The organism is uncultured Lactobacillus sp., from assembly GCF_945290125.1.
Lineage (GTDB): Bacteria > Bacillota > Bacilli > Lactobacillales > Lactobacillaceae > Lactobacillus > Lactobacillus rizhaonensis.
The window spans coordinates 1-21,075 of record NZ_CALYQV010000011.1 but is presented as its reverse complement, the minus strand read 5'-3'; the positions used below and the strand labels follow the sequence as shown (position 1 = coordinate 21,075).

The 21,075-nt window shown below is 35.4% G+C and carries 18 protein-coding genes; 9 read left to right on the top strand and 9 right to left on the bottom strand.

Annotation, left to right across the window (positions count from 1 at the left end):
• The first annotated feature begins 1 nt into the window (after window position 1).
• Window positions 2-436: a MarR family winged helix-turn-helix transcriptional regulator gene (locus Q0K80_RS03165; RefSeq protein ID WP_294603033.1), complete on the top strand. Its 435-nt coding sequence runs from the start codon at window positions 2-4 to the stop codon at window positions 434-436.
• Between the two features lie 48 nt (window positions 437-484).
• Here the strand turns inward: Q0K80_RS03165 and Q0K80_RS03160 are convergent, their stop codons facing one another.
• A complete protein-coding gene (locus Q0K80_RS03160; RefSeq protein WP_294603030.1) occupies window positions 485-1,630 on the bottom strand; it encodes an IMP dehydrogenase in 1,146 nt (381 codons plus the stop codon).
• A 496-nt stretch (window positions 1,631-2,126) separates the two neighbouring features.
• Here Q0K80_RS03160 and Q0K80_RS03155 point away from each other — a divergent pair, with 496 nt between their 5' ends.
• The 6 genes from Q0K80_RS03155 (at window position 2,127) to Q0K80_RS03130 (ending at window position 7,419) form a co-directional block, all read left to right on the top strand.
• Window positions 2,127-3,113 carry an ATP-binding cassette domain-containing protein gene (locus Q0K80_RS03155; protein WP_294603028.1) on the top strand — a complete coding sequence of 329 codons (987 nt, stop codon included), beginning with the start codon at window positions 2,127-2,129 and terminating at the stop codon, window positions 3,111-3,113.
• Window positions 3,107-3,904, top strand: a complete 798-nt coding sequence (locus Q0K80_RS03150; RefSeq protein WP_294603026.1) for an ABC-2 family transporter protein — start codon at window positions 3,107-3,109, stop codon at window positions 3,902-3,904. Before Q0K80_RS03155 ends, Q0K80_RS03150 begins: the two co-directional genes overlap by 7 nt.
• A 2-nt stretch (window positions 3,905-3,906) precedes the next feature.
• The gene (locus Q0K80_RS03145) at window positions 3,907-4,689 is read left to right on the top strand and encodes an ABC-2 family transporter protein (RefSeq protein ID WP_294603024.1); all 783 of its coding nucleotides are present in this window, start codon (window positions 3,907-3,909) and stop codon (window positions 4,687-4,689) included.
• Window positions 4,690-4,788: 99 nt separating this feature from the next.
• Window positions 4,789-4,992, top strand: coding sequence for a hypothetical protein (locus Q0K80_RS03140; protein ID WP_294603022.1), 204 nt, complete (start codon window positions 4,789-4,791; stop codon window positions 4,990-4,992).
• A gap of 134 nt (window positions 4,993-5,126) precedes the next feature.
• Window positions 5,127-5,498, top strand: a complete 372-nt coding sequence (locus Q0K80_RS03135) for a cupredoxin domain-containing protein (RefSeq protein ID WP_294603019.1) — start codon at window positions 5,127-5,129, stop codon at window positions 5,496-5,498.
• Window positions 5,499-5,511: 13 nt separating this feature from the next.
• Window positions 5,512-7,419: a copper-translocating P-type ATPase gene (locus tag Q0K80_RS03130; RefSeq protein ID WP_294603017.1), complete on the top strand. Its 1,908-nt coding sequence runs from the start codon at window positions 5,512-5,514 to the stop codon at window positions 7,417-7,419.
• A 62-nt stretch (window positions 7,420-7,481) separates the two neighbouring features.
• Here Q0K80_RS03130 and Q0K80_RS03125 read toward each other — a convergent pair whose 3' ends face one another.
• The 7 genes from Q0K80_RS03125 to Q0K80_RS03095 all read right to left on the bottom strand — a co-directional run bounded on the left by Q0K80_RS03125 (window position 7,482) and on the right by Q0K80_RS03095 (window position 16,094).
• Window positions 7,482-8,201 (bottom strand): antibiotic transporter permease, encoded by a 720-nt coding sequence (locus Q0K80_RS03125; RefSeq protein ID WP_294603015.1) that lies wholly within the window; start codon window positions 8,199-8,201, stop codon window positions 7,482-7,484.
• On the bottom strand, window positions 8,201-8,932 hold the full coding sequence (locus tag Q0K80_RS03120) for a multidrug ABC transporter permease (RefSeq protein WP_294603012.1): 732 nt from the start codon (window positions 8,930-8,932) through the stop codon (window positions 8,201-8,203). The genes Q0K80_RS03125 and Q0K80_RS03120 overlap by 1 nt, the downstream gene beginning before the upstream one ends.
• Before the next feature lie 2 nt (window positions 8,933-8,934).
• On the bottom strand, window positions 8,935-9,699 hold the full coding sequence (locus Q0K80_RS03115; RefSeq protein WP_294603010.1) for an ABC transporter ATP-binding protein: 765 nt from the start codon (window positions 9,697-9,699) through the stop codon (window positions 8,935-8,937).
• Between the two features lie 188 nt (window positions 9,700-9,887).
• The gene (locus tag Q0K80_RS03110; protein ID WP_294603008.1) at window positions 9,888-12,680 is read right to left on the bottom strand and encodes an FtsX-like permease family protein; all 2,793 of its coding nucleotides are present in this window, start codon (window positions 12,678-12,680) and stop codon (window positions 9,888-9,890) included.
• A 12-nt stretch (window positions 12,681-12,692) separates the two neighbouring features.
• Window positions 12,693-13,394, bottom strand: a complete 702-nt coding sequence (locus tag Q0K80_RS03105) for an ABC transporter ATP-binding protein (RefSeq protein ID WP_294602976.1) — start codon at window positions 13,392-13,394, stop codon at window positions 12,693-12,695.
• Window positions 13,395-13,440: 46 nt separating this feature from the next.
• Complete coding sequence (locus tag Q0K80_RS03100; RefSeq protein WP_294602973.1) at window positions 13,441-14,253, bottom strand: Cof-type HAD-IIB family hydrolase; 813 nt, start codon at window positions 14,251-14,253, stop codon at window positions 13,441-13,443.
• Between the two features lie 179 nt (window positions 14,254-14,432).
• On the bottom strand, window positions 14,433-16,094 hold the full coding sequence (locus Q0K80_RS03095; RefSeq protein WP_294602970.1) for an amino acid permease: 1,662 nt from the start codon (window positions 16,092-16,094) through the stop codon (window positions 14,433-14,435).
• Between the two features lie 207 nt (window positions 16,095-16,301).
• On the opposite strand from Q0K80_RS03095, the gene Q0K80_RS03090 reads away from it, so the two are divergent.
• Window positions 16,302-17,009, top strand: a complete 708-nt coding sequence (locus Q0K80_RS03090) for a YebC/PmpR family DNA-binding transcriptional regulator (protein ID WP_294602967.1) — start codon at window positions 16,302-16,304, stop codon at window positions 17,007-17,009.
• A gap of 136 nt (window positions 17,010-17,145) precedes the next feature.
• On the opposite strand, the gene Q0K80_RS03085 is transcribed toward Q0K80_RS03090, so the two are convergent.
• Window positions 17,146-17,475 carry a helix-turn-helix transcriptional regulator gene (locus Q0K80_RS03085; RefSeq protein ID WP_294602964.1) on the bottom strand — a complete coding sequence of 110 codons (330 nt, stop codon included), beginning with the start codon at window positions 17,473-17,475 and terminating at the stop codon, window positions 17,146-17,148.
• Window positions 17,476-17,926: 451 nt separating this feature from the next.
• On the opposite strand from Q0K80_RS03085, the gene Q0K80_RS03080 reads away from it, so the two are divergent.
• The coding region (locus Q0K80_RS03080; protein WP_294602962.1) for a hypothetical protein at window positions 17,927-21,075 on the top strand (3,149 nt) is incomplete at its 3' end.

Sequence of the window (21,075 nt, the reverse complement as noted above, 5' to 3'; positions counted from 1 at the left end):
AATGACCAGATTAGGATTAGCATTGCAGAGAGTACAAAATACGTTTAACCGTAATGCTGATTACTATGCCAGGAAAATAGGTTTAACCGGAACGCAAATGTTGATTATCGAATACTTGGCTTCATTTGCACAAAATAAGCCAATTTATCAAAAAGATATTGAGCATGAATTCAATATTAGAAAATCAACGGCCACCAATGTTTTACGCTTAATGGCAGAAAAAGATTTAATAACTAAAAAAGTAGATCCACATGATACTCGATTAAAAGCGATCATCCTAACTACTAAAGCTGTTAATTTAGAACAAAAAATTTCTAACTATTTTATCCAGTCTGAGAATAGCTATGCTGAAATTTTAGGAGCTAAAACTAAAAAGGAGTTAGTAGAGAATTTGCAGAAACTAAATGACGCTATTTCAGAAAATAGGGTAAATTAAAAACTAGTTATTGTTTTATGCAATAACTAGTTTTTTGTTTAATTTTTATTATCTTTCATAATTAGGTGCTTTTTTGGTAATTTGTACATCATGTGGATGAGATTCACGTAACCCAGCATTAGTAATTTTGACAAATTGTGCATTTTCCCGTAAGTCATCGATTGTAGCGGCACCAACGTAACCCATGCCTGAGCGCAAACCGCCAATAATCTGGAAGACAATATCAGAGACATCACCTTTATATTCAACGCGTGCTTCCACTCCTTCAGGTACTAACTTATTAGCTTCATTTACTCCGCCTTGGAAATATCTGTCTGAAGAACCATGAGCTTGGGCCATTGCGCCGACAGAGCCCATTCCCCGATAAGTCTTAAATTTATGACCGTCACTTTCAAAAATTTCGCCCGGTGCCTCAGTAGTTCCTGAAAGCATGCTTCCAAGCATAACCGCATTGCCACCAGTAGCTAGAGCTTTAACTATATCACCTGAATACTTCATACCGCCATCGGCAATTATTGGCTTGTGGTATTCTCTAGCTGCTGTAGCTGCATCATAGATCGCTGTGATTTGCGGGACACCTACACCGGCAACAACTCTTGTGGTGCAAATAGAACCTGGCCCAATTCCAACTTTGACAATATCAACACCTGAATCGAAGAGTGCTCTAGCAGCATCACCGGTAGCAATATTGCCGGCAATGAGGGTAATATCAGGAAAATGTTCCCTAATTTCTTTTATCTTATGCAAAACTCCAGCTGAATGACCATGTGCAGTGTCAATGACAATGGCGTCTGCTCCCCTTTCTATAAGTGCTTCGGCCCGTTCAAACGTATCACTAGTGACACCAATTGCAGCTGCAACGAGTAGGTGATTATTATCATCAACAGCTGCTTTAGTGATATTACTTGGGACAACAACATTTTTGACATTTGCTACTTCTCCAGCTTGAGCAGTAATCGACATATTTTTATGGATTACACCTAAGCCGCCTTGCAGTGCGATAGCTATTGCCATTGCACCTTCAGTCACAGTGTCCATTCCGGCACTGATTATTGGAATATTTAGTTTAAGATTGGGTGCCAGTTGAGTATGTAAATCTACTTCATTGGGTAATACGTGACTTTCTGCTGGAATTAATAAAACATCATCAAAAGTTAGACCTTCTTTAACAAATTTTGTTGTCCAATTTGACATTTAATGCACTCTCCTTTTTAAAATTATCAAAGTTAAATTGATTACACTTTACTAGTGATTTTGCGCTTGGTCAAGTTAAAATCAAAAGCTGTATTGATAAAAGTATAATATTACTTTGAATCTATTTCAGCCTTAAAGGTGAACAAATATACCATATTAGTTTATATTGTAAGTAAATAAAGTAAAAATATTAAGATTTTTTACATCCTACGTCAATGTTTGATAAGTGTTAGTTATTGGTGAGTAATTTATGATAGCTAAATAATGTTCGGGTTTACAATAAAATTAATAAATATAAATATTATTTAAAAACAATTAAGACTGTGCTAAAATTGAGTCTAATGTTGTTGATTAAATATCTATCGGATAATGAGGTTAAACCAATGGCATTAGCAAAGTATGGTAAATATGTTCAATAATAGCAATTATCAATAGGCCACTTCCTTTGATAATTGCCTTTTTGTGCCGGATTCGATAAAAAAATGGAGTTTGAAACATGGGCGAAAATGCAATTGAAGTACATGATCTGTCAAAAAAATATGTGGTAGCCACCAGAGGAGAGACTTGGCATGCTATAGCAAAAAATATTTTTAAGCCAGAAAGAACGGTTGTTAATGCCGTTAAATCCTTAAACTTTACTATTAAGCCAGGAGAGAAAGTAGGTTTTATTGGACAAAATGGTGCGGGTAAAACTACTACTATAAAGATGTTAACAGGTACTCTTTTTCCGTCTTCAGGTTACTGCAGGGTCAATGGCTTTGATCCTACCAAAAGGACCAATGATTTTAAAAAATCAATTTCGGTGGTGATGGGAAACAGGTCACAACTTTTTCCCGATTTAACTCCCAGAGATTATTTAAAGCTTTTGCAATCAATGTATGATATTTCTGAAACATCTTTTCAAGAAACAGTTAATAATCTAGCTCGAGTATTAAACGTTACAAGAAAGTTAGATACTCAAACACGTAAATTATCACTGGGAGAGAGGATGAAAATTGAATTTTTAGCAGGTGTAGCTACTAGACCCAAGGTGCTCTTTCTAGATGAGCCCACAATAGGGCTTGATGTTTTGGCAAAAAGAGATATCCGTAAATTCCTTTTGCAACTAAATAAAGAAGAAAAACTAACCGTCTTCTTGACATCCCATGATATGGAAGATATTGCGACTATCTGCGATCGCTTAATAATTGCTAATCACGGAGAAATTATGTGGAATGGTCAAAAACAGGATCTACTAGATAAATTCAGTAGTAATAAGTACATTACATTTGATAAGTCAGAAACTTTTGCTGAGAAGAATATTGAGGGCAAAATAATCAATCAGGATGATTTAACAATTACCATCAAAGTTCCAAATGAAGAAGTTGATGATATGATTGCATTCCTTGCCAAAAACAAGCAGGGTTCAAATTATCAAATAAATGAACTGAAACTGGAAGACATTATCTTAGAATTATTTGCCGAGGAGAATCAAAAGTGTTAAAAACATACCGTGCAGTAAGTAAAATTTCCCTCAAGTCTATTTTAGCGAATAAAAGCAGTGTGGTGATTTTGCTACTGCAAGCTCTCGTACCAAGTATCGTAATGTTTTATCTGTGGTCTTTAATATTAAATCACGGGCAAACAGTGGGCGGATTTACTAAAAATCAAATTGTCATTTACTACATTGGCGTTAACTTTATCAATTCCTTTGTCTGGTATGCAATCGACTGGGAATTAAATGATGATATTCATTCGGGTGAATTGTCAAACATTATTCATCGACCAATAGCAATTGAAAAATATTATTTTGCTAAAATGGTTGGCGACCGATTAGCAAATCTACTTTTACTGGCTCCAATACTGATAATTGGAATATTATACATTCTAGTAAAAAATTTATTGCAGATATCACTGATAGTGCTGTTGGAATTTGCTTTTAGCATTATTATGTCAGCGGTGCTTTGGTTTCTTTTCTCTTACATCATAGGTAGTGTTGCTTATTGGTTTGATAACCTCTTCTTTGTTTTACTAGTAAAAGAAGTGTTGGTAAACCTGCTGGCTGGTTTTTATTTTCCCTTAGAAATCTTGCCACCTTTTTTGGTAAAAATAACCAAATGCTTACCTTTTCAGTATTTTAGTTCTTTTCCCATAGATACTTTGGTAAAAGGGCTCTCCTTACAATCTTGGCTTAAAAATACTGGAATTGAGATTGCTTGGGCAGTTATCTTTTATGTAATTGTACAAATAGTTAATAGAAAAGGGCTTCAGAGATATTCTGATGTAATGGGTTAGATATGAAAAATAAATTTAAACTGATCGGTTCTTTAATCAAGATAGCCTTTTTAGAGACTATTAGTTTTAGGCTGGATACTGTATTTGGTATTATTTCCTCAGTACTTTGGTTGGGTATCCCAATTGCTTTCTTTAAAGTCATTTATTTAAATGTTGACACCGTTGGAGGCTGGAGTTTTAAGGAATGCCTCTTATTAGTTGGGGTTTATACTATGCTAGACGGCTTCCTGATGGCCTTCTTAGTCAAATCGATGCCTAAAATGGAAGCTGATATTAGAGAGGGTACGCTTGATTCGGTGCTCCTAAAGCCAATTAATACTAAACTATTTTATTTTTTCAGTTCCATTGAATTTACTCAACTAATAAATTCCGTTTTGGGACTGGTAGTAATTATTTATGCGTGTCAAGGAATAAAAATTAGTCTTATCCAACTAGTTTGTTTCTTATTTTCCTGTGTATTAGGCTGCATATTGTATTATTCATTGTGGTATCTCTGGACAGTTTCAGCTTTTTGGTTTCCAACTAATTTTGGCAGAAATGATTTATTTTTAAGTATGATACAAATGAGTCGTTATCCTGCAAGTATTTATTGTGGCCTGGGCAATATAATATTTAATTTTATTTTGCCTTTTGGCTTAGTTGCATGCCCCGCAACAATTATTCTATTAAGGCCAGAAGAATGGCATATTTTGCTACTACAGCTTTTATTTGCTTTAATATTTGTAGTACTGGATCATGTAATCTGGAATTTAGGCCTCAAGAAGTATGATGGAGCTGGTAGATAGCTAAGTAAACTGTTTTCCATAAAGCTTGCACAGCCGTATAAATTTTTTTAGAATATTCCTGTCAGTTTTTATTTTAAAATATGGGAAAAGGGATAAGCGGTGAAAGACGAACTAGTTACAGTTAGTTTAGATAATGCAGTAGTAAAAAATGCCAAGTTTAATTTGGAAAAATATGGTATTTCAGTTGGTAAATATCTCCAGTTAATGGTGCTACTGGCTGCGGAAAATAAAACAGAACTTAAGCAAATAATGTTAGATAAAGATGACCTCACTCAATGGTTAAAGCGATTAGATGCCGATTGATAGTGCTGAAACTTACTGATGTTCTCAGTAAGTTTTTTTTGAGCATTTATGTTTACAATTGTAAATATATCATCTATACTAAAATTGTTTATAAGTGTAGACATAAAACACAACTTCAATTTGGAGGAATTATCATGAATAGGATTATTATTTTATGCTTAGGACTCGCACTTATTGCCTTTATCGCATGGTGGTTCTTTGGTAAGCACCAAGTAGAAACAGAAAATGCATCTGTTAGTTCGAATAATCAAAGTGTTGATATTGAGGTCAAAGGCGGATATTCTCCAGAAAAAGTTATTTTAAAAAGGGGAGTACCGGCTACCTTAAACTTTAAAAGAACCGATTCTTCCAGTTGCTTAGACCATGTTATCTTCTCAGATTTTGGTATAAATCAGAAATTGCCTCAAGGTAAAACTGAACCGATTAAAATAGATACATCCAAAGCCGGCGAATATGAATGGGCATGCAGTATGAATATGTTTCATGGTAAGGTTATTGTCAAATAGATAGGGTAAAAGAATGAAAATAAAAATACGTTTTTGGACGTCGCTAATATTATCACTACCGATTCTAGTTGAAATGATCATTCATCCTTTTACTGGCTGGATGTTGCCTGGCGGAGAATGGACCATGCTGATATCAACTACGATTATTATGTTGATTTCAGCCGGTCCATTTGTTTCCAGTGCCTGGTCTGCATTTAAAAAGCATCATTCAAATATGGACACCCTGGTTGCTTTAGGTACAGCAATAACTTATATTTACAGCATTTATGCCATGTTTACCGGCAAACCCGTATTTTTCGAAAGTGCGGCTTTAGTCATTACTTTTGTTTTACTAGGGCAGGTTTTAGAAGAAAAAATGCGGTCTACGGCTTCAGATGCTATGGGAAAGTTACTTAATTTAGGCGCAAAAAATGCACTGGTTAAAAAAGGTGATCATTTTGTTAGTACTCCCATCACTCAGGTAGTTAAGGGCGACTTAATTCAAGTGATGCCTGGACAAAAAGTTCCAGTAGATGGCAAAATTGTTTCCGGCAATTCCAGCGTTGACGAATCTATGGTAACCGGTGAAAGCATGCCGGTTAAAAAGATTAGTGGCGACCAAGTTATAGGCGCAACAATTAATCAAACAGGTTCTTTTGTAATGGAAGCTCGAAAAGTTGGCAATGATACCATGCTGGCTCAGATAGTAGATATTGTAAAAAAGGCGCAGAACAGTCATGCACCAATTCAAAAATTAACCGATAAAGTTGCTAATATTTTTGTTCCTACTGTTTTGATCATTGCAATTCTAACTTTTTTAGTTTGGTATATTTTTCTCGGTAAAAGTATTGCAACGGCTTTAGTTTTTGCCGTTGCAGTGATGGTGATCGCATGTCCTTGTGCATTAGGTTTAGCCACACCAACGGCTTTAATGGTAGGAACAGGGCGTGGTGCAAAAATGGGTATTTTAATCAAAAACGGCGAAATTTTAGAGGATGCTAATAACATTGATACCATTGTTTTTGATAAAACCGGAACCATCACCAAGGGAAAGCCTCAAGTAACAGATATTGTTGGCGATAGAAAAATTGTTTTACAGCTGGCGGCCACTTTAGAACAATTTTCTGAGCATCCTCTTGCTCCAGCTGTTTTGACTGCTGCTAAAAAAGAAAAGTTAGATCTTCTGCAGGTGGAAGATTTTAAAGTTATTGAAGGACACGGCGTTAGCGGTCTTATTAACGGAAAAAAAGTTTTGGTAGGTAGCCTCCAAAATTGGGATGCAGTTCTTATTTCACCAGAGTTCAAATCTAAAGTTGCAGCTTTGACAAATGCCGCTAAAACGGTAGTAGCAGTCGTTGTAAATAATAAAGTGATGGGTCTAATTGCAATCCAAGACGCACCTAAAGAAAATGCTCGAAAAGCAATTTCCGATTTACATCAATTAGGACTTAGAACAGTTATGCTCACCGGTGATAATCAGCAGGTGGCTGAGGCTATTGCCAAGCAAGTTGGTATTGAACAGATAATTGCTGAAGTTTTGCCAATTGATAAAGCCGACACCATTAAAAAATTACAGAAAAAATACCATGTTGCCTTTGTTGGTGATGGCATTAATGATGCTCCAGCTTTAACTCAGGCTGATGTCGGTATTGCCATGGGCTCCGGTACGGATGTTGCAAAAGATGCAGGTGGCATTGTGCTTATTAAAAACGATTTAGAAGATGTTGTACGCGCCTTGAAACTAAGCCGCAAAACGTTTAACAGAATTAAGTTAAATCTATTTTGGGCCTTCATATATAATGTTTTAGGCATACCAGTAGCTGCTGGTTTATTTGCTGGGGTAGGTCTTACTCTAAGTCCAGAAATTGCCGGATTAGCTATGGCGTTTAGTTCACTATCAGTTGTTATCAGTTCTGTTTTATTAGGAAAAGCAAAAATATAGCATTATAAAAGTAAAAGGGCAGTTGAATTATATTCAACCGCTCTTTTTTTACTGTGTAAGCCTTAATAATGATGTTTTCCTTTGGCTAAAACAGGCTTGATTTGAATAATATAAGCAAAAATACCAATAATAAGCCAAATGAGGGTAATAAATACGCTATAAGCTAGGTTAGCACCACCTGTTTTAATATAAGTAACTGGTTCTGAAAAAGGAAATAATAAAGCAATTGCTTTTAACCAGTCAGGATAAGCTGAAATTACAACTAGTACTCCTGATATTAATTGGGCTAAACTACTAAAAATATTCTCCAAAAAATAGGGATCATTCATTTGCCAGGAAATAGCCCAAGATACAAAACCTAAAGCGCAACCATAAATACATGAAAGTGGTAGCATAAGTAAAGCGCGCTTAATAATGACTAATGGAGCTCCTACCAAGTACAATAGAAAGAGGTTAATTAGTGCTAAAGTGCATCCTATAATAATGGCAACAATGCACTTAGTAAGCCAATATCTGATACTGAAAGGCTTTTTGGCAATTAATTCAAAGTCAATCTTTAAATTAGCATCGGTAATCACAGCAGAACAAAATGTTTCAAGGGCAAGTACCGCCGCGTCTATTGCAATGGAGCTAATGGCAATATCCCAATTAAACTGATTAGAATACTGCATATTGATTAATACTAACAGGGCCAAATTAATCATAGGTGTGATGAAAAAGTAGGTCAGTTTTGTCCGCCAATTATTCAAAAATGAAAGGCCCGAGAACTGTGTAGCAAACATTAGATAATTTTCAGAGCTCCTTTCCTTCTTACCAGATCGTTAATTTTTCTGACAATAACCACAATTAATACAATCCAAAGAAGTAAACTGCAGAAATAAGAAGACCAGTTGAGGCTTTTATTATGGGATAAAGCAGCAATTGGTGACGTGATTGGGATAAACCATTGTGACACATTGGTTAATGGCCCTAAAACGGTATCATTGCCGAATAATCCTGCTAATAGTAATATCGGAGTTCCGATTAAACTCTCATAGACCATTGCATTTGGTGACAGAGTTAGAAAAGATGAAATTAAGATGCCCATTACTGCACAACCAACCCACATTAGCAAAATTAATAAAATAATGTAAAGAGAAACTGTACCAGTAGCTGCTCCTAAAATTTTTGCCAGAATAAATGCAATCGGAAACGAAAATAGGCCATAGGTGGATGCAGGCAAAAGCAAGGTAATTAACGAAGCTCTTTCATCGTACTGGCTGTTTAATAAATATGGCAGCGTTCCTTTGTAACGTTCGAAACTGATGCAACCGGCAACGGTTGTACAAGAAGTCCACATTCCAAAAATACCGCTTTGAAGCCATATTTGTGTATTATTCAAATTATGTGTAGCATACGCCATAATATATTGCATTAAGAAGATAGAAGTAGTACTTGTGATCGTCAACCAGACAAAATATTGATCTGAAAGATAATCTTTAACATGAAAGAGGAAGAGACGAATAGAACGCATTTTTATTTCCTCCTTAATTTAGGTGCTAAAACTAAGTAGGCTTCTTCTAAATTTTTAGGTTTTTGGTTTACCTCTTTTTCAGCCAAGCTAAAAACAGCATTAATGGTACCGGTAAAAAATACTTTCCCTGCACCTAAAATGACTATCCGTTTAGCCAATTTTTCAACTTCGGACATTGTATGACTGGTTAATAAAACACTTATACCCGAGTCAGACAAATTTTTAATTGTCTTCTGCACACTTTGTGCAATTTCAACATCAAGACCACTTGTGGGTTCATCCAAGAGTAATAAATTAGGATTATTGAGCAAAGAGCGTGCTATATGCAGTCTTTGCGTCATTCCTTTAGATAATTCTCCTACTTTTTTATTGGCAACATTCAGAAGATCAACAATTGACAGAACACGTTCAATTTCTTTATTCTGCTTGCGCAAAGGTACTTTAGCCAAGTCAGCAAAAAATTGTAAATTTTGCTTGGCTGTTGCGTTACGGTAAAAACCTAAATCACCACCAAAAGAAACACCAATGTTTGGTCTCTTTCGTGCAGTGGTAATATCTTGACCATTTAAAATCACATGGCCGGAAGTAGGGATTAAATAACCGCCAATGATTGAGACAATAGTAGTTTTTCCAGCACCATTAGGACCTAAAAGCGCCAGTATCTCTCCTTGGTCAATTGTAAAAGAAACATCATCTAAAGCTTGAAATTCCTGCTTTTTATCCTTATATGTTTCTTTTAAATGTTTAACTTGTAAAATATTATTCAATTTTTTCTCCAAAATTAATTTGTAGTAACTTTATCATTTAAAAAGGAAGGATGATAAATATTTCGTATACAGGTTAATTTGAAGATCTTTTCATGAACATTAAATCTAATAAGAAAAGTATAGCACAATTTTATTTATTTTTTAATTTATTATGAATAAAAAACCTGCTCGCAGAGAGCAGATTTTAGTTAATCAACCGATTTTAAAGCTTCTAACATATCGAGGTCTTTTAACTTTTTGTTAACAATAAATCCTAAAATGATAGTAATCACACCAATTACACCTAATGGCCACAGAAAACTTGGAGCAGATAATGCCGGATTAAACATAACATTGTCAGGTGGCACTACGTAAAGAATATAGCGATAAAGGAGATCACCAGTTAAATAGCCAACCAATATACCAATGCCTGTTAAAAGAATGGTCTCGCGATAAATATACATTGTTACTTCATTATCATAGAATCCTAAAACTTTGATTGTTGAAAGTTCCCGTATTCTTTCAGCAATATTAATATTAGTAAGGTTATATTGAATTACGATTGCCAAAAGTCCAGCGACTACTATTAGCACTAACATAATTAAATTTAAAGATTGGACCACGACATCTAGTTCCTGGCTAACAGCCGTGTTTTGTACAACACCAGCCACTCCGGATAGAGCCATAAATTGGGCGGCTATATTTCGAGTATTTTTGCGACTAGGATTGTTTAAGTTAACTAAATAGGCGTTAGATTTAAAATTGCGCTTAAAGATATCCTGATATTGAGTTTTATTCATGAAGACAAAGTGTCCCATGTACATTTCTGTAATACCAGCTACTTTCATTCTTCTAGACTTATTATCTTTGTCCGTGAGCGTTAGATATCCGCCTTTACTTACTTTAAGCAGAGTTGCCAATCTTTCCGATATGATAACTCCATTATTAGTTAAATGCAGAGTCTGCTTGGTTTTCCGATTAGTTAACTGAACGTAATCTTTTAATACCTTGTCAGAAGACGGTGCAATTAACGTAATGTCTTGGGTGTCACCGGTTTTACCAGCAATTTTAGACATAGATTCGTAATAAATTGGAGTCTCCGATTTAATATTGTTTTCGTTTAACTTATTATTTAAAGTCTTTTGCTGTTTAACTGAAATACCAGGCTTTTGGGCAACAATCATGTTGTAATGAATTAGATCGTTGAACTGCCTGTTATTCATGTTAGTAATTGAATTTTTGACAGCGAAACCTGCAAAAAGCATAGTAGCAGCACCACAAACACCAAAGATGGTCATCAGCATGCGTTTCTTATAACGAAAAATATTACGAGCAGTAACTTTATGGGTAAAACTGAGATGGTTCCAAATGAAAGGAATTTTTTCCAAAAGGATTGTGGATCCGGCAGCCGGAGCTTTTGGTAACAATAGGGCAGCTGGCTTTTCTCTAAATTCATTCTTCGCAGTTAAATATGCCGGTAAAACTGAACTAATCCAAGACAATAGGAGAGCTACCAGACTGATCTGCCAGTGAAAGTGTAATTCAATTGGTGGGATCGTTAATGACTTGTAATATGCATGATAAACAATCTGCGGCATCAAAGTATGGCCTAAATAAACTCCTAAAATGGTACCGATGGTACCTGAGATGAAGCCATATGCAAGAAACTTATTGATAATGACATAATCATCATAACCAAGTGCTTTCATTGTGCCGGAATTTATTCTCTCTTCGTCGATAAAGCGATTCATGGTAGTAAATGTAACTAAAGCGGCAACAAAATAGAGAAAAATCGGGAATACTTTTGCTAAATCTTCGACAACTTGTGCCACAGTTGTATAAACTAAATTACCTTCACCACCAGGAACTTCTCTCCGGTTATACACACTATAACTGGGAAGAGCTAACTTATTTAATTGCCTTTTCGCCTTGTTAATTTGCTCTTTGCCAGTTTTTATTTTTTTGGTTGCATCACGCGATTTTTGCGCAAATACTTTTTTCTCTTGCTGAAGTTTTTGCTCACCAGCAGCTATTTCTCGTTCAGCTCGCTCTAATTGAGCCTGGGAAGATGGTGGCAAATTTACACCAGCAGCTTTAGCTTGAGCTACTTTTGAATTTAATTTTTCTTTTTGACTGGCTAATTGCTTTTCGGCAGCGTTAATTTGATGACTGGCAGCATTTAATTTTCGTTCAGCTTCATGGATCTTCTTTTCTTGCGGTATAAGCTTTTTGGCTACTGCAGAGAGTATTCTTTCCTTTCTCTTGTGAGCAGTGCCTTTTAAATCATCCTGTAAAACTTTTTTATGCTGCTTAACTTTGCTTGTATAAACTTTGCCATAAGAATCAAGACCCCTCAAATCTTTATATCTTAAGTTGGCAGTCGTATAAACAGTATGGTTAAAAGCGTTAGGATCAACAACAGCATAGCCTTTCAATTCTCCAGTACCGCTATTGCTTTGGCCTAAATTGACATTCGATAAAATTTGACTAGAGCGCACAAAGCCCACAATTATAAAACTTTTCCGTTTTAAAAGAGTCGTACCCAAAATATTTTTCTTTTCAGTAAAACTGATTTTTTGACCAATTTGATATTTACCGGAATAATGGTCTGCTAAGGCAATTTCGTCTGATTTAGTGGGCAGGTGACCTTTGCGGACTTCGTACTTGCTCACAGAATTGGGCTTAGAAAAAATGCGAAAGCTTTCCTGACTATTTTTGATAACGGTATCCGTCATGTAACCAAACTCAACGGCCTGCAAGCCTTTAGTTTTCTTGATTTTTTGTGTATCCTTGTGGTCTAAACCATAATTGCAAATGACCGTTAAATCAGCTGTCTTGAGTTTTTGTGCATAATGATTGCCAGTATCGCGCATATCCGGGCCGGTAACCATTAAACCAACTAAGGCAAAAGCACCGATCATCATGAGTCCCATGATAGAAACAAATTGTCCCTTAGTATGCTTAATTGATCGCCAAAAATCTTTTAGAATAACTTTATTCATGATTAGCCTTTTCTACCATTTAACATTTGCAACACTATCGGGATGTGAGTTCTCTTCAATTTGCGTAACCTTACCGTCATGGAAATGAATTACACGGTTAGCAAGAGGGGCCAGAGCGCTATTATGTGTAACTATAACCACTGTAGTTCCGTTATTGCGGCTCATGTTAATAATGGTTTGTAAAACACTTTTTCCTGTTTGGTAATCAAGTGCACCAGTGGGCTCATCGCAAAGTAGAATTTTGGGATTCTTGGCTATTGCCCGAGCGATTGCTACTCTTTGTTGTTCACCACCAGATAATTCAGCCGGAAAGTTATTAATGCGGTTTTTGAGACCTACATCGATCAAAGTTTTTACAGGATCGAGTGCGTCTGGAACGATTTCTGATGCCAACTCTACGTTTTCTCTTGCTGTGAGGTTTTGAATTAAATTATAAAATTGAAATACAAAGCCAATATCAGTCCGGCGGTAACTAGTTAGCTGTCGCTTATTATATTTGGCAATATTGTTACCATCGATAATAACATCACCAGAACTGTTGGTATCCATTCCACCTAAAATATTTAAAATAGTTGACTTGCCAGCACCAGATGCACCCAAAATAATGGCAAGTTCACCCTTTTCAACGGTAAAACTAACATCATTATTTGCCAGTATTTCTGTATCTCCAGTATGGTAACGTTTAAAGTTGTGTCGTACGTCAATATAACTCATGAAAATTTGTCCTTATCATTTTGAAAACAACATTCATATTCATATTTTAATCTAAATAGCTCTCTAATACTTGCAAAACGCCCTTTTCGTTATTAGATGGTGCCTCATATTTAGCAATTTTTTTAAGGTCCTCATGACCATTTTTCATTGCATAACTATATCCTGCTAATTCGATCATTTCTTGATCATTTAAGCCATCACCAAAAGCAATTAATTCTTCAGGTTTTACGTTAAAGTAACGCAGAAAATATTTTAATCCTTGGCCCTTATTAACGCCATTCGGCATTACATCTATATTATTAAAACCACTGGTAGTGCAATGAATTCTTTCTGGATTTGTTTGGTTAAATTTTGTTTCTAACTCATGTGCAAGTTCAGAAGAGCATTCTAAGGTCAGTTTTGTTAAGCCATCACTTGGAGGAATATTTATAAGGTTGCCAATTTCACAGGCATTAGGATAAAAAAAATGCATCAAATTTTTAAAGTTACTTAATGCCTTTTTACTCAGATATGAGTTGTTCAAGCCGCTGGCAGCAATTTGAACATAAGGATAATTGGTTTGAATAAAATTGATTAACTTTATGCCAGTTTTATAAGTAAACACATGGCGAACTATTATTTGATTGTCTTTCGTTAAAATTGAACCATTATCAGCGACAATATCAATCCGATCCAAAAATTCATAAAAATCTTGACGTAAACGTGATAATGGTCTGCCACTGGAGACGATAAAGTGAATGTGTCTTTGGCGCAATTTAGTTAAGACTTTTTCGAAGCGCTCATGATCAAACTGTTTTTCATCATTTTCAAAAGTTCCATCCATATCTACGGCTACAGCTTTAAAGGGAATATTTGTCATATAGATCTCCTTAATTTATTTTAGTCACTACTATTATATAGTAGATATTCGGATATTTTAACTATTGCTAGTGAAATAATGTTGAGTACTGCTATTTTTGAAAGCACTTTTAACTAAATTTTTGATATATAAAAACTCCGAAACTAAAAAAGTTTCGGAGAATAGAGCTAAATTAAAATTTAGTCGCTAACTTGAGTAGGCCTTCTTCTTCCGACAAGCCAACAAATTAGGATTGCCAAAATTGTTTCAGTAATAATCATGACAATATTTACACCAATTTTAATTTGACCAAAATTAATTGCGGCATTGTGAAATAGTGTATTTTTCTCACCAAGGTATAGATCAAAAATAATAGAACCGATTATTAAAAAAAAGATAGTAGTCCATTGTTTCTTGTTAAATGCAATACCATATTCTTCTTCACGTTTTCTTATACTTGGTAAAATGACACCTAAACCGATCAACACAATAATAGCAACAATATTGATTATTAATTCGTACCACCAATAACCACTAAACTTCTTGATATCTTGGGGTGCAATTCCTAAAATAGTTGCCACAGCAGTCACTATTAGTAAAAATAAACCAGCAAGGTATCCCAGCTTGTCATTCTTAATAAAAACGTAGTCTGAAGTAAACTTTTGCGAGTTTTTCCTGATCTGCATGAAAGAGAAGAAGATCCAGCAAGTTACACCTGGAGAAATAATTCCATTCAAATTCAACAGCCAGTTAAAGATATCATTCATATCTGGTAGGAAGATACCTAACAACATGATGAAAGCTGACAAAGAAACAGTTAAAACGTAACCATTAATAGGTAGACCATTTTTGTCTTTTTTCTGTAAAAATTTAGGCATATACTTATCGCCTGTATCAGAAATGAGCATTCTAGTCATAGCGTCAAGAAGTACAGCCAACAAAGCGGCATTATAGAAGACAGATGTCCATGCCCAAACGTAGAGTAAAGTTTTGCCTAAGCCATATTGGTGTCCTACCATATCAAAAACATAATAAGCACCGTTCATTTTTAAATCATTTGGAATATGGTAGCTGTTAAAATATATTCCCAAAGCAAAAGAGCCAAAGACTGTTAGAAAAATGGTCATTAATGCCAAAGCAATCATTGCTTTAGGAAAATCAGACTTAGGCTTTTTCATTTTAGTCACATAAGGTGCTACCAATTCACAACCGTTCAGTGCATAAATAAGCATTGCAATGGTTGTCCAATAATGCATGTCAAACTTGGGAATAAGTGTCCGCCAGGTAAATGGTTGCGTTGCCATGTGACCACCAGATTTTGCTAGACCCAAGAAAGCCAAGAAAACAAACATCAAAGTCATAATGAGCATTAATCCACCACCTATAGTGGAAAGAACTTCCATTGAGTGAGAAAAATAATGTTCAACAACAATAAAAATAATGAACATGGCAAAAGTCATCAAAGCAAATTTGGTATTAGAAATTTGACTTTGAAACTTTTCAGAACCGGTCAAAGCCCAGCCAATATCAACGATTATTTCGTTAGCTGAATCAACTGCATAAGGAATTGACGCTGCCCAGTATGTCCAAGCAGTAAAATAGCCCAGAAATTCTCCGTTAGTTCCACGAACCCAAGATGATAAGCCGCCACCTTCATTATTGAAAACGGATCCCAGCTGGCCCACCATTAATGAATAGGGAATGACATAAAACAAGCACATGATAATCCATGAAGTAACAACTGGCATTCCCTGATTTTGAAAGTTGTACATAATATCGTCCAGCCCGATCACGGTACAAAAAGCCATCAGGGTTAAGACTGGCCAAGATATATACTTCTTGTTTGAATTTATTTCCTCCACTAAAACTCTCTCCTTTGAAAACAATTAATGTTTTTATTTTACTAATTAAATAAAAAATTGACCAGAGTCAAGGTAAACTTATTTTAATGAAAGTGCATTAATTTATGCTAAAAAGTGAAGCTAAATAATTGCTAGTATTGAAATTTGTGGTGCTATGCGTTAAGATAATATCGTTAATATGCTATCAAAAGAAAGAAGGATTCTCAAATGTCAGGACATTCAAAATGGCACAATATTCAAGGCCGCAAGAATGCGCAAGACCAAAAATTATCTCGTGAAATATATATGGCTGCAAAGAATGGTGGTCCTGATCCTTCCGGAAATCCTAATTTGCGTATGGTAATGGATAAGGCCCATGCAAACAACATGCCTAAATCAAATATTGACCGGGCTATTAAAAAGGCTGAAGGAAATTCAGACGAACATTACGATGAAATTACTTATGAGGGTTATGCACCTGGTGGTGTAGCTGTCTTTGTCGAGGCATTAACTGATAATAAGAACCGGACCGCTTCTGCAGTTAGAGTTGCTTTCACCAGAAATGGTGGTTCTCTTGGTGCTACAGGTTCTGTTGCATACATGTTCAATCGTAAGGGCTACATTGTTATTGACCGCTCAACAACTGATGCTGATGAAGATCAAATGCTACTTGATGTAATGGATGCAGGCGCTGATGATTTACAAACTAGCGATGATGCATATGAAATTTACACAGACCCTAAGCAATTTGCTCAAGTACGCGATGCACTTGAAAAAGCTGGCTATAAACTTGCTGATGCTGAATTAACAATGATACCTGAAACAACCACCCAAGTTCCAGACGATAAAAAAGAGCAATTTGATCATTTAGTAGATGCTCTGGAAGATGATGATGACGTTCAGAATGTCTATACAGCAGCTGCAGATGCTGACTAGAAGGTATTTATATTAAATAACCAAAGTAAGAAGCATATAAAAGTATGAGTATACTTTTATATGCTTCTTCTTTTTTACTTAAAATCTAATAAAAGCATAGAGAAAAAAAGAATCACTTTTTTAAAAAATTGTTTTTTTAATCTTTAGCTATTTCTGCTTGATCTTCTTCCATAATGAAGCGAAGCATCTTAATATATTTTTCTGGCACAATTTGCCCATGATACAGCAGTTGAATATTTTCATCAGCTATATCTATGCAGTAATTACTGTCACTTTCTTCTTGACCTAATAAATAGTCAGTCGTAACATGCAGCTGTTGAGCTACTTTTGTTAATGATTGAGTTGAGGGCTTAATGGTTTTCCAACGGTAAATACTATTTTCTCCAATTTCGGCTTTTCTTGCCAATTCTTTAACGGACATTCCATGTTTTTTGGCAGTATCAAAAATACGGGAGTAAACATTCATTTTTAATTCTTCCTTCAAAAAGTATCATAAATGATTGCTTTTTGTACTTGACCGCTACCATATCTGGTAATATAATAAAATTGTACACGTAGTGGACAGCACAAAAATTTCATTATTGTGTTAGTTAATTAAGTAGCCGAAGTGTGAAGTCTGACTACTTTTTTAGCTTACATAAATAGTATCACTTGTGGTAGTTGAAAAAGCAAACAAATTACCAAATAAAGTAGGATAGTGACTATTTTGAAGGTCAGAGGCCGAATAATAGACACGAAAACTGGGCAACAGATTTAATTTGTTTCAGACAAATTTGGCTCTAATCTACCTTATTTAAAAGAAAATTTGATTGTTATATTTTTTGAAAAGAAACCAGAAAATTCACTTTATACTCTCCCGTTTGGATGAATAATAAAGCTTTACAATTGTTATTTATATATTAGAGAAGCGAGAATATATGAAAAAATCAAAAAAATTCTATAAAAAGGGAAAAAAGTTTTTGATGAGTGGTGCTACTGTGGCCGCTCTGGATTTTTTTGCTGTAAACAATCCAGAAGTAATTCATGCAGCTAAAGTACCAAGTGGACAGATTAAAGTAACTAAACGTGCAAAAACTACTCCTAAGTCTAATACAGTAAAATTAAAGAAAAGATGTAGAATTGTAAGACATTCTACTCAATCTAAAAAAGTTAAAAAGCAACATACTGCAATAAAACAGAAACCAATAAATTCTCAGTCTGATTCACTAAAGAAGGGTACTAAAGTTGGAAGTTCTTCTTTAAACGCTAAAAAGCACCGTACTACAACAAAGAAGAAACCAATAAATTCTCAGTCTGATCTACTGAAGAAGGGTACCAAAACTGGTAGTGGTACATTTAAATCTACAATCATGAAAAAGCAAAAGGTTAATACTGAATATAGTAATTCGAATCTGGATCAAAAAGATTTAAAGAGAGAGAGTAGCTATGACGTTAACCAAGAAAATTACACAAAAGACAATCAGCTTAATGCTGAAACTAGTCAGACTGATAATCTTAGTGCTAATAATTTTATTGCTGATCAGTCAAATGATGGGAATCAAACTATAAGTACAAGGAGTGTAAATAGTATTCATGTAGACCCGAATAATTATTTAAACTATTTTCAACAAAATGGTAGTGCAGCTACTGCGGGAAATTATACTATTTCCACGGATAGTGATGGGAAACCAGTTGGTAATCAAATTTTAACAAGTGACAGTTGGCAAGCAGGTAATATCACCTTCAAGGATCCGATTGACTTAACTAGGAACTTTACCCTTTCCGGATATATGAACTTTGGAACAACAACGAAAGTTGATAATGCTTCCGGTATTGCTGATGGTATTGGATTTGCCTTTTATACTGGAGAAAAAAACCAAGTCGGCAAAACTGGTGGAAATTTAGGTATTAATGGCATACCTAATGCTATAGGTTGGAAGTTCGATACTTGGCATAATTATTCAACTGACACTCCTAAGTTACTTGGTCCAGAGGATGACGGAATTGCGCCAAAAGATTGTGCATATGGAGCATTTGTTACTACTGATAACGCTGGATTGGGCAGTATTGATACTAGCAAAAATAGTCTCTTTACTGTTCCCTACACTTATATTAATCAAGGAAAGGACAATTTTTTTACATTAAACTATACAGCAAGTAATAAGACACTTACAGTAAAGATTACAATTAATGGACAAACCTATACTTCATCTAAACAAATCCAATTTAATGGTGCTAACCAATACCTTTACTTTACAATTTCTGCCTCAACTGGAACTTTACCGACTAAGCATATATTTAAGTTCAAAAGTTTTGATTATGCGAGTAAACCACAAGCTATAATTGAATACCACGATCTTGATGCCAACAATAAGTTGTTGAATTCTAATACTGAAATTGGTATTGCAGGAGATATAATTTCACGTAGTAAACATGATGAAATTATCAATACTTTAAATCAACAGGGCTATCAAGTAGTTTCTGATGACTTTATCAATGGCGGGGATAAAGTATTTAATGACGACTCGCAAAAATTTATAGTTAATTTAAAACACTTTAAGCAAAGCTACATTCCGGGACAAAACAATCCGGTGACTGGAAAAAATGATGATGCGAACCTCATTAAAGAAGTTAAGCAGACTATCAGGTATGTCGGTACGCCTAAACAGGTGCCTGATAACGTACAAATGCTTAAATTTACCCGTGAGGGAATAGTAGATCTCGTAACTAAGGAGACCACTTATGGTCCGTGGAATCCAATAAGTCAAATTTTTAAGGATGTTAATTCACCGGAATTTCCAGGGTATAAACCTGACACCAGTATAGTAAAAGGAACCCAGGTAAAGTCAACTGATCAAGATATTACGATCACAGTAAAGTACAGTAGATCAAGTCAAAAGACAGTTATTGAGTATTATGACCTTGATAGTAATAGTGATCAGTCTGGTAGTAAAATGATCGCTTCTGATACTTTATATGGTAATGAAGGCGATAAAATTCCTCGTGATCAGCATGATAAAACTATCAATACTTTAAACCAACAGGGCTATGAAGTAGCTTCTGATGGTTTTACTGATGGCGGGGATAAAGTATTTAACAATGACTCGCAGAAATTTATAGTTAATTTAAAACACTTTAAGCAAAGCTACATTCCGGGACAAAACAATCCGCTGACAGGTAAAAATGATGACGCGAACCTCATTAAAGAAGTTAAACAAACTATCAAGTATGTCGGTACGCCAACACAGGTGCCTGATAACGTACAAACAGTCAAGTTTACCCGTGAGGGTACAGTAGACTTCGTAACCAAGGAGACCACTTATGGTCCATGGAATCCAGCAAGTGCTGCCTTTAAAGATGTCAACTCACCAGAAGTAACTGGGTATGAAGCTGATACCAAAGTAGTAAAAGGGACCCAGGTAAAGTCAACTGATCAAGATATCACGATCACGGTTAAATATACCAAGATAAATAATAAGCAATCGGTTATTGAATACCAAGACGTTGAGGATAACAACAAGGTGATTGCTTCTAATAATCTTGCAGGCAAGGAGGGTGAAAAGATCCCTCATGATGAGCACGACAAGACTATTAATGACTTAATCAATGCGGGCTATGAAGTAGCTTCTGATGGTTTTACTGATGGCGGGGATAAAGTATTTAATGACGCTTCGCAAAAGTTTGTCGTTAAGATGAAGCACAAGAAACAAAGCTACATTCCGGGACAAAACAATCCGCTGACAGGTAAAAATGATGACGCGAACCTCATTAAAGAAGTTAAACAAACTATCAAGTATGTCGGTACGCCAACACAGGTGCCTGATAACGTACAAACAGTCAAGTTTACCCGTGAGGGTACAGTAGACTTCGTAACCAAGGAGACCACTTATGGTCCATGGAATCCAGCAAGTGCTGCCTTTAAAGATGTCAACTCACCAGAAGTAACTGGGTATGAAGCTGATACCAAAGTAGTAAAAGGGACCCAGGTAAAGTCAACTGATCAAGATATTACGATCACGGTTAAATATACCAAGATAAATAATAATGGCTCCAATGGCAGCAACGGCTCCAACGGTAGCAACAGCTC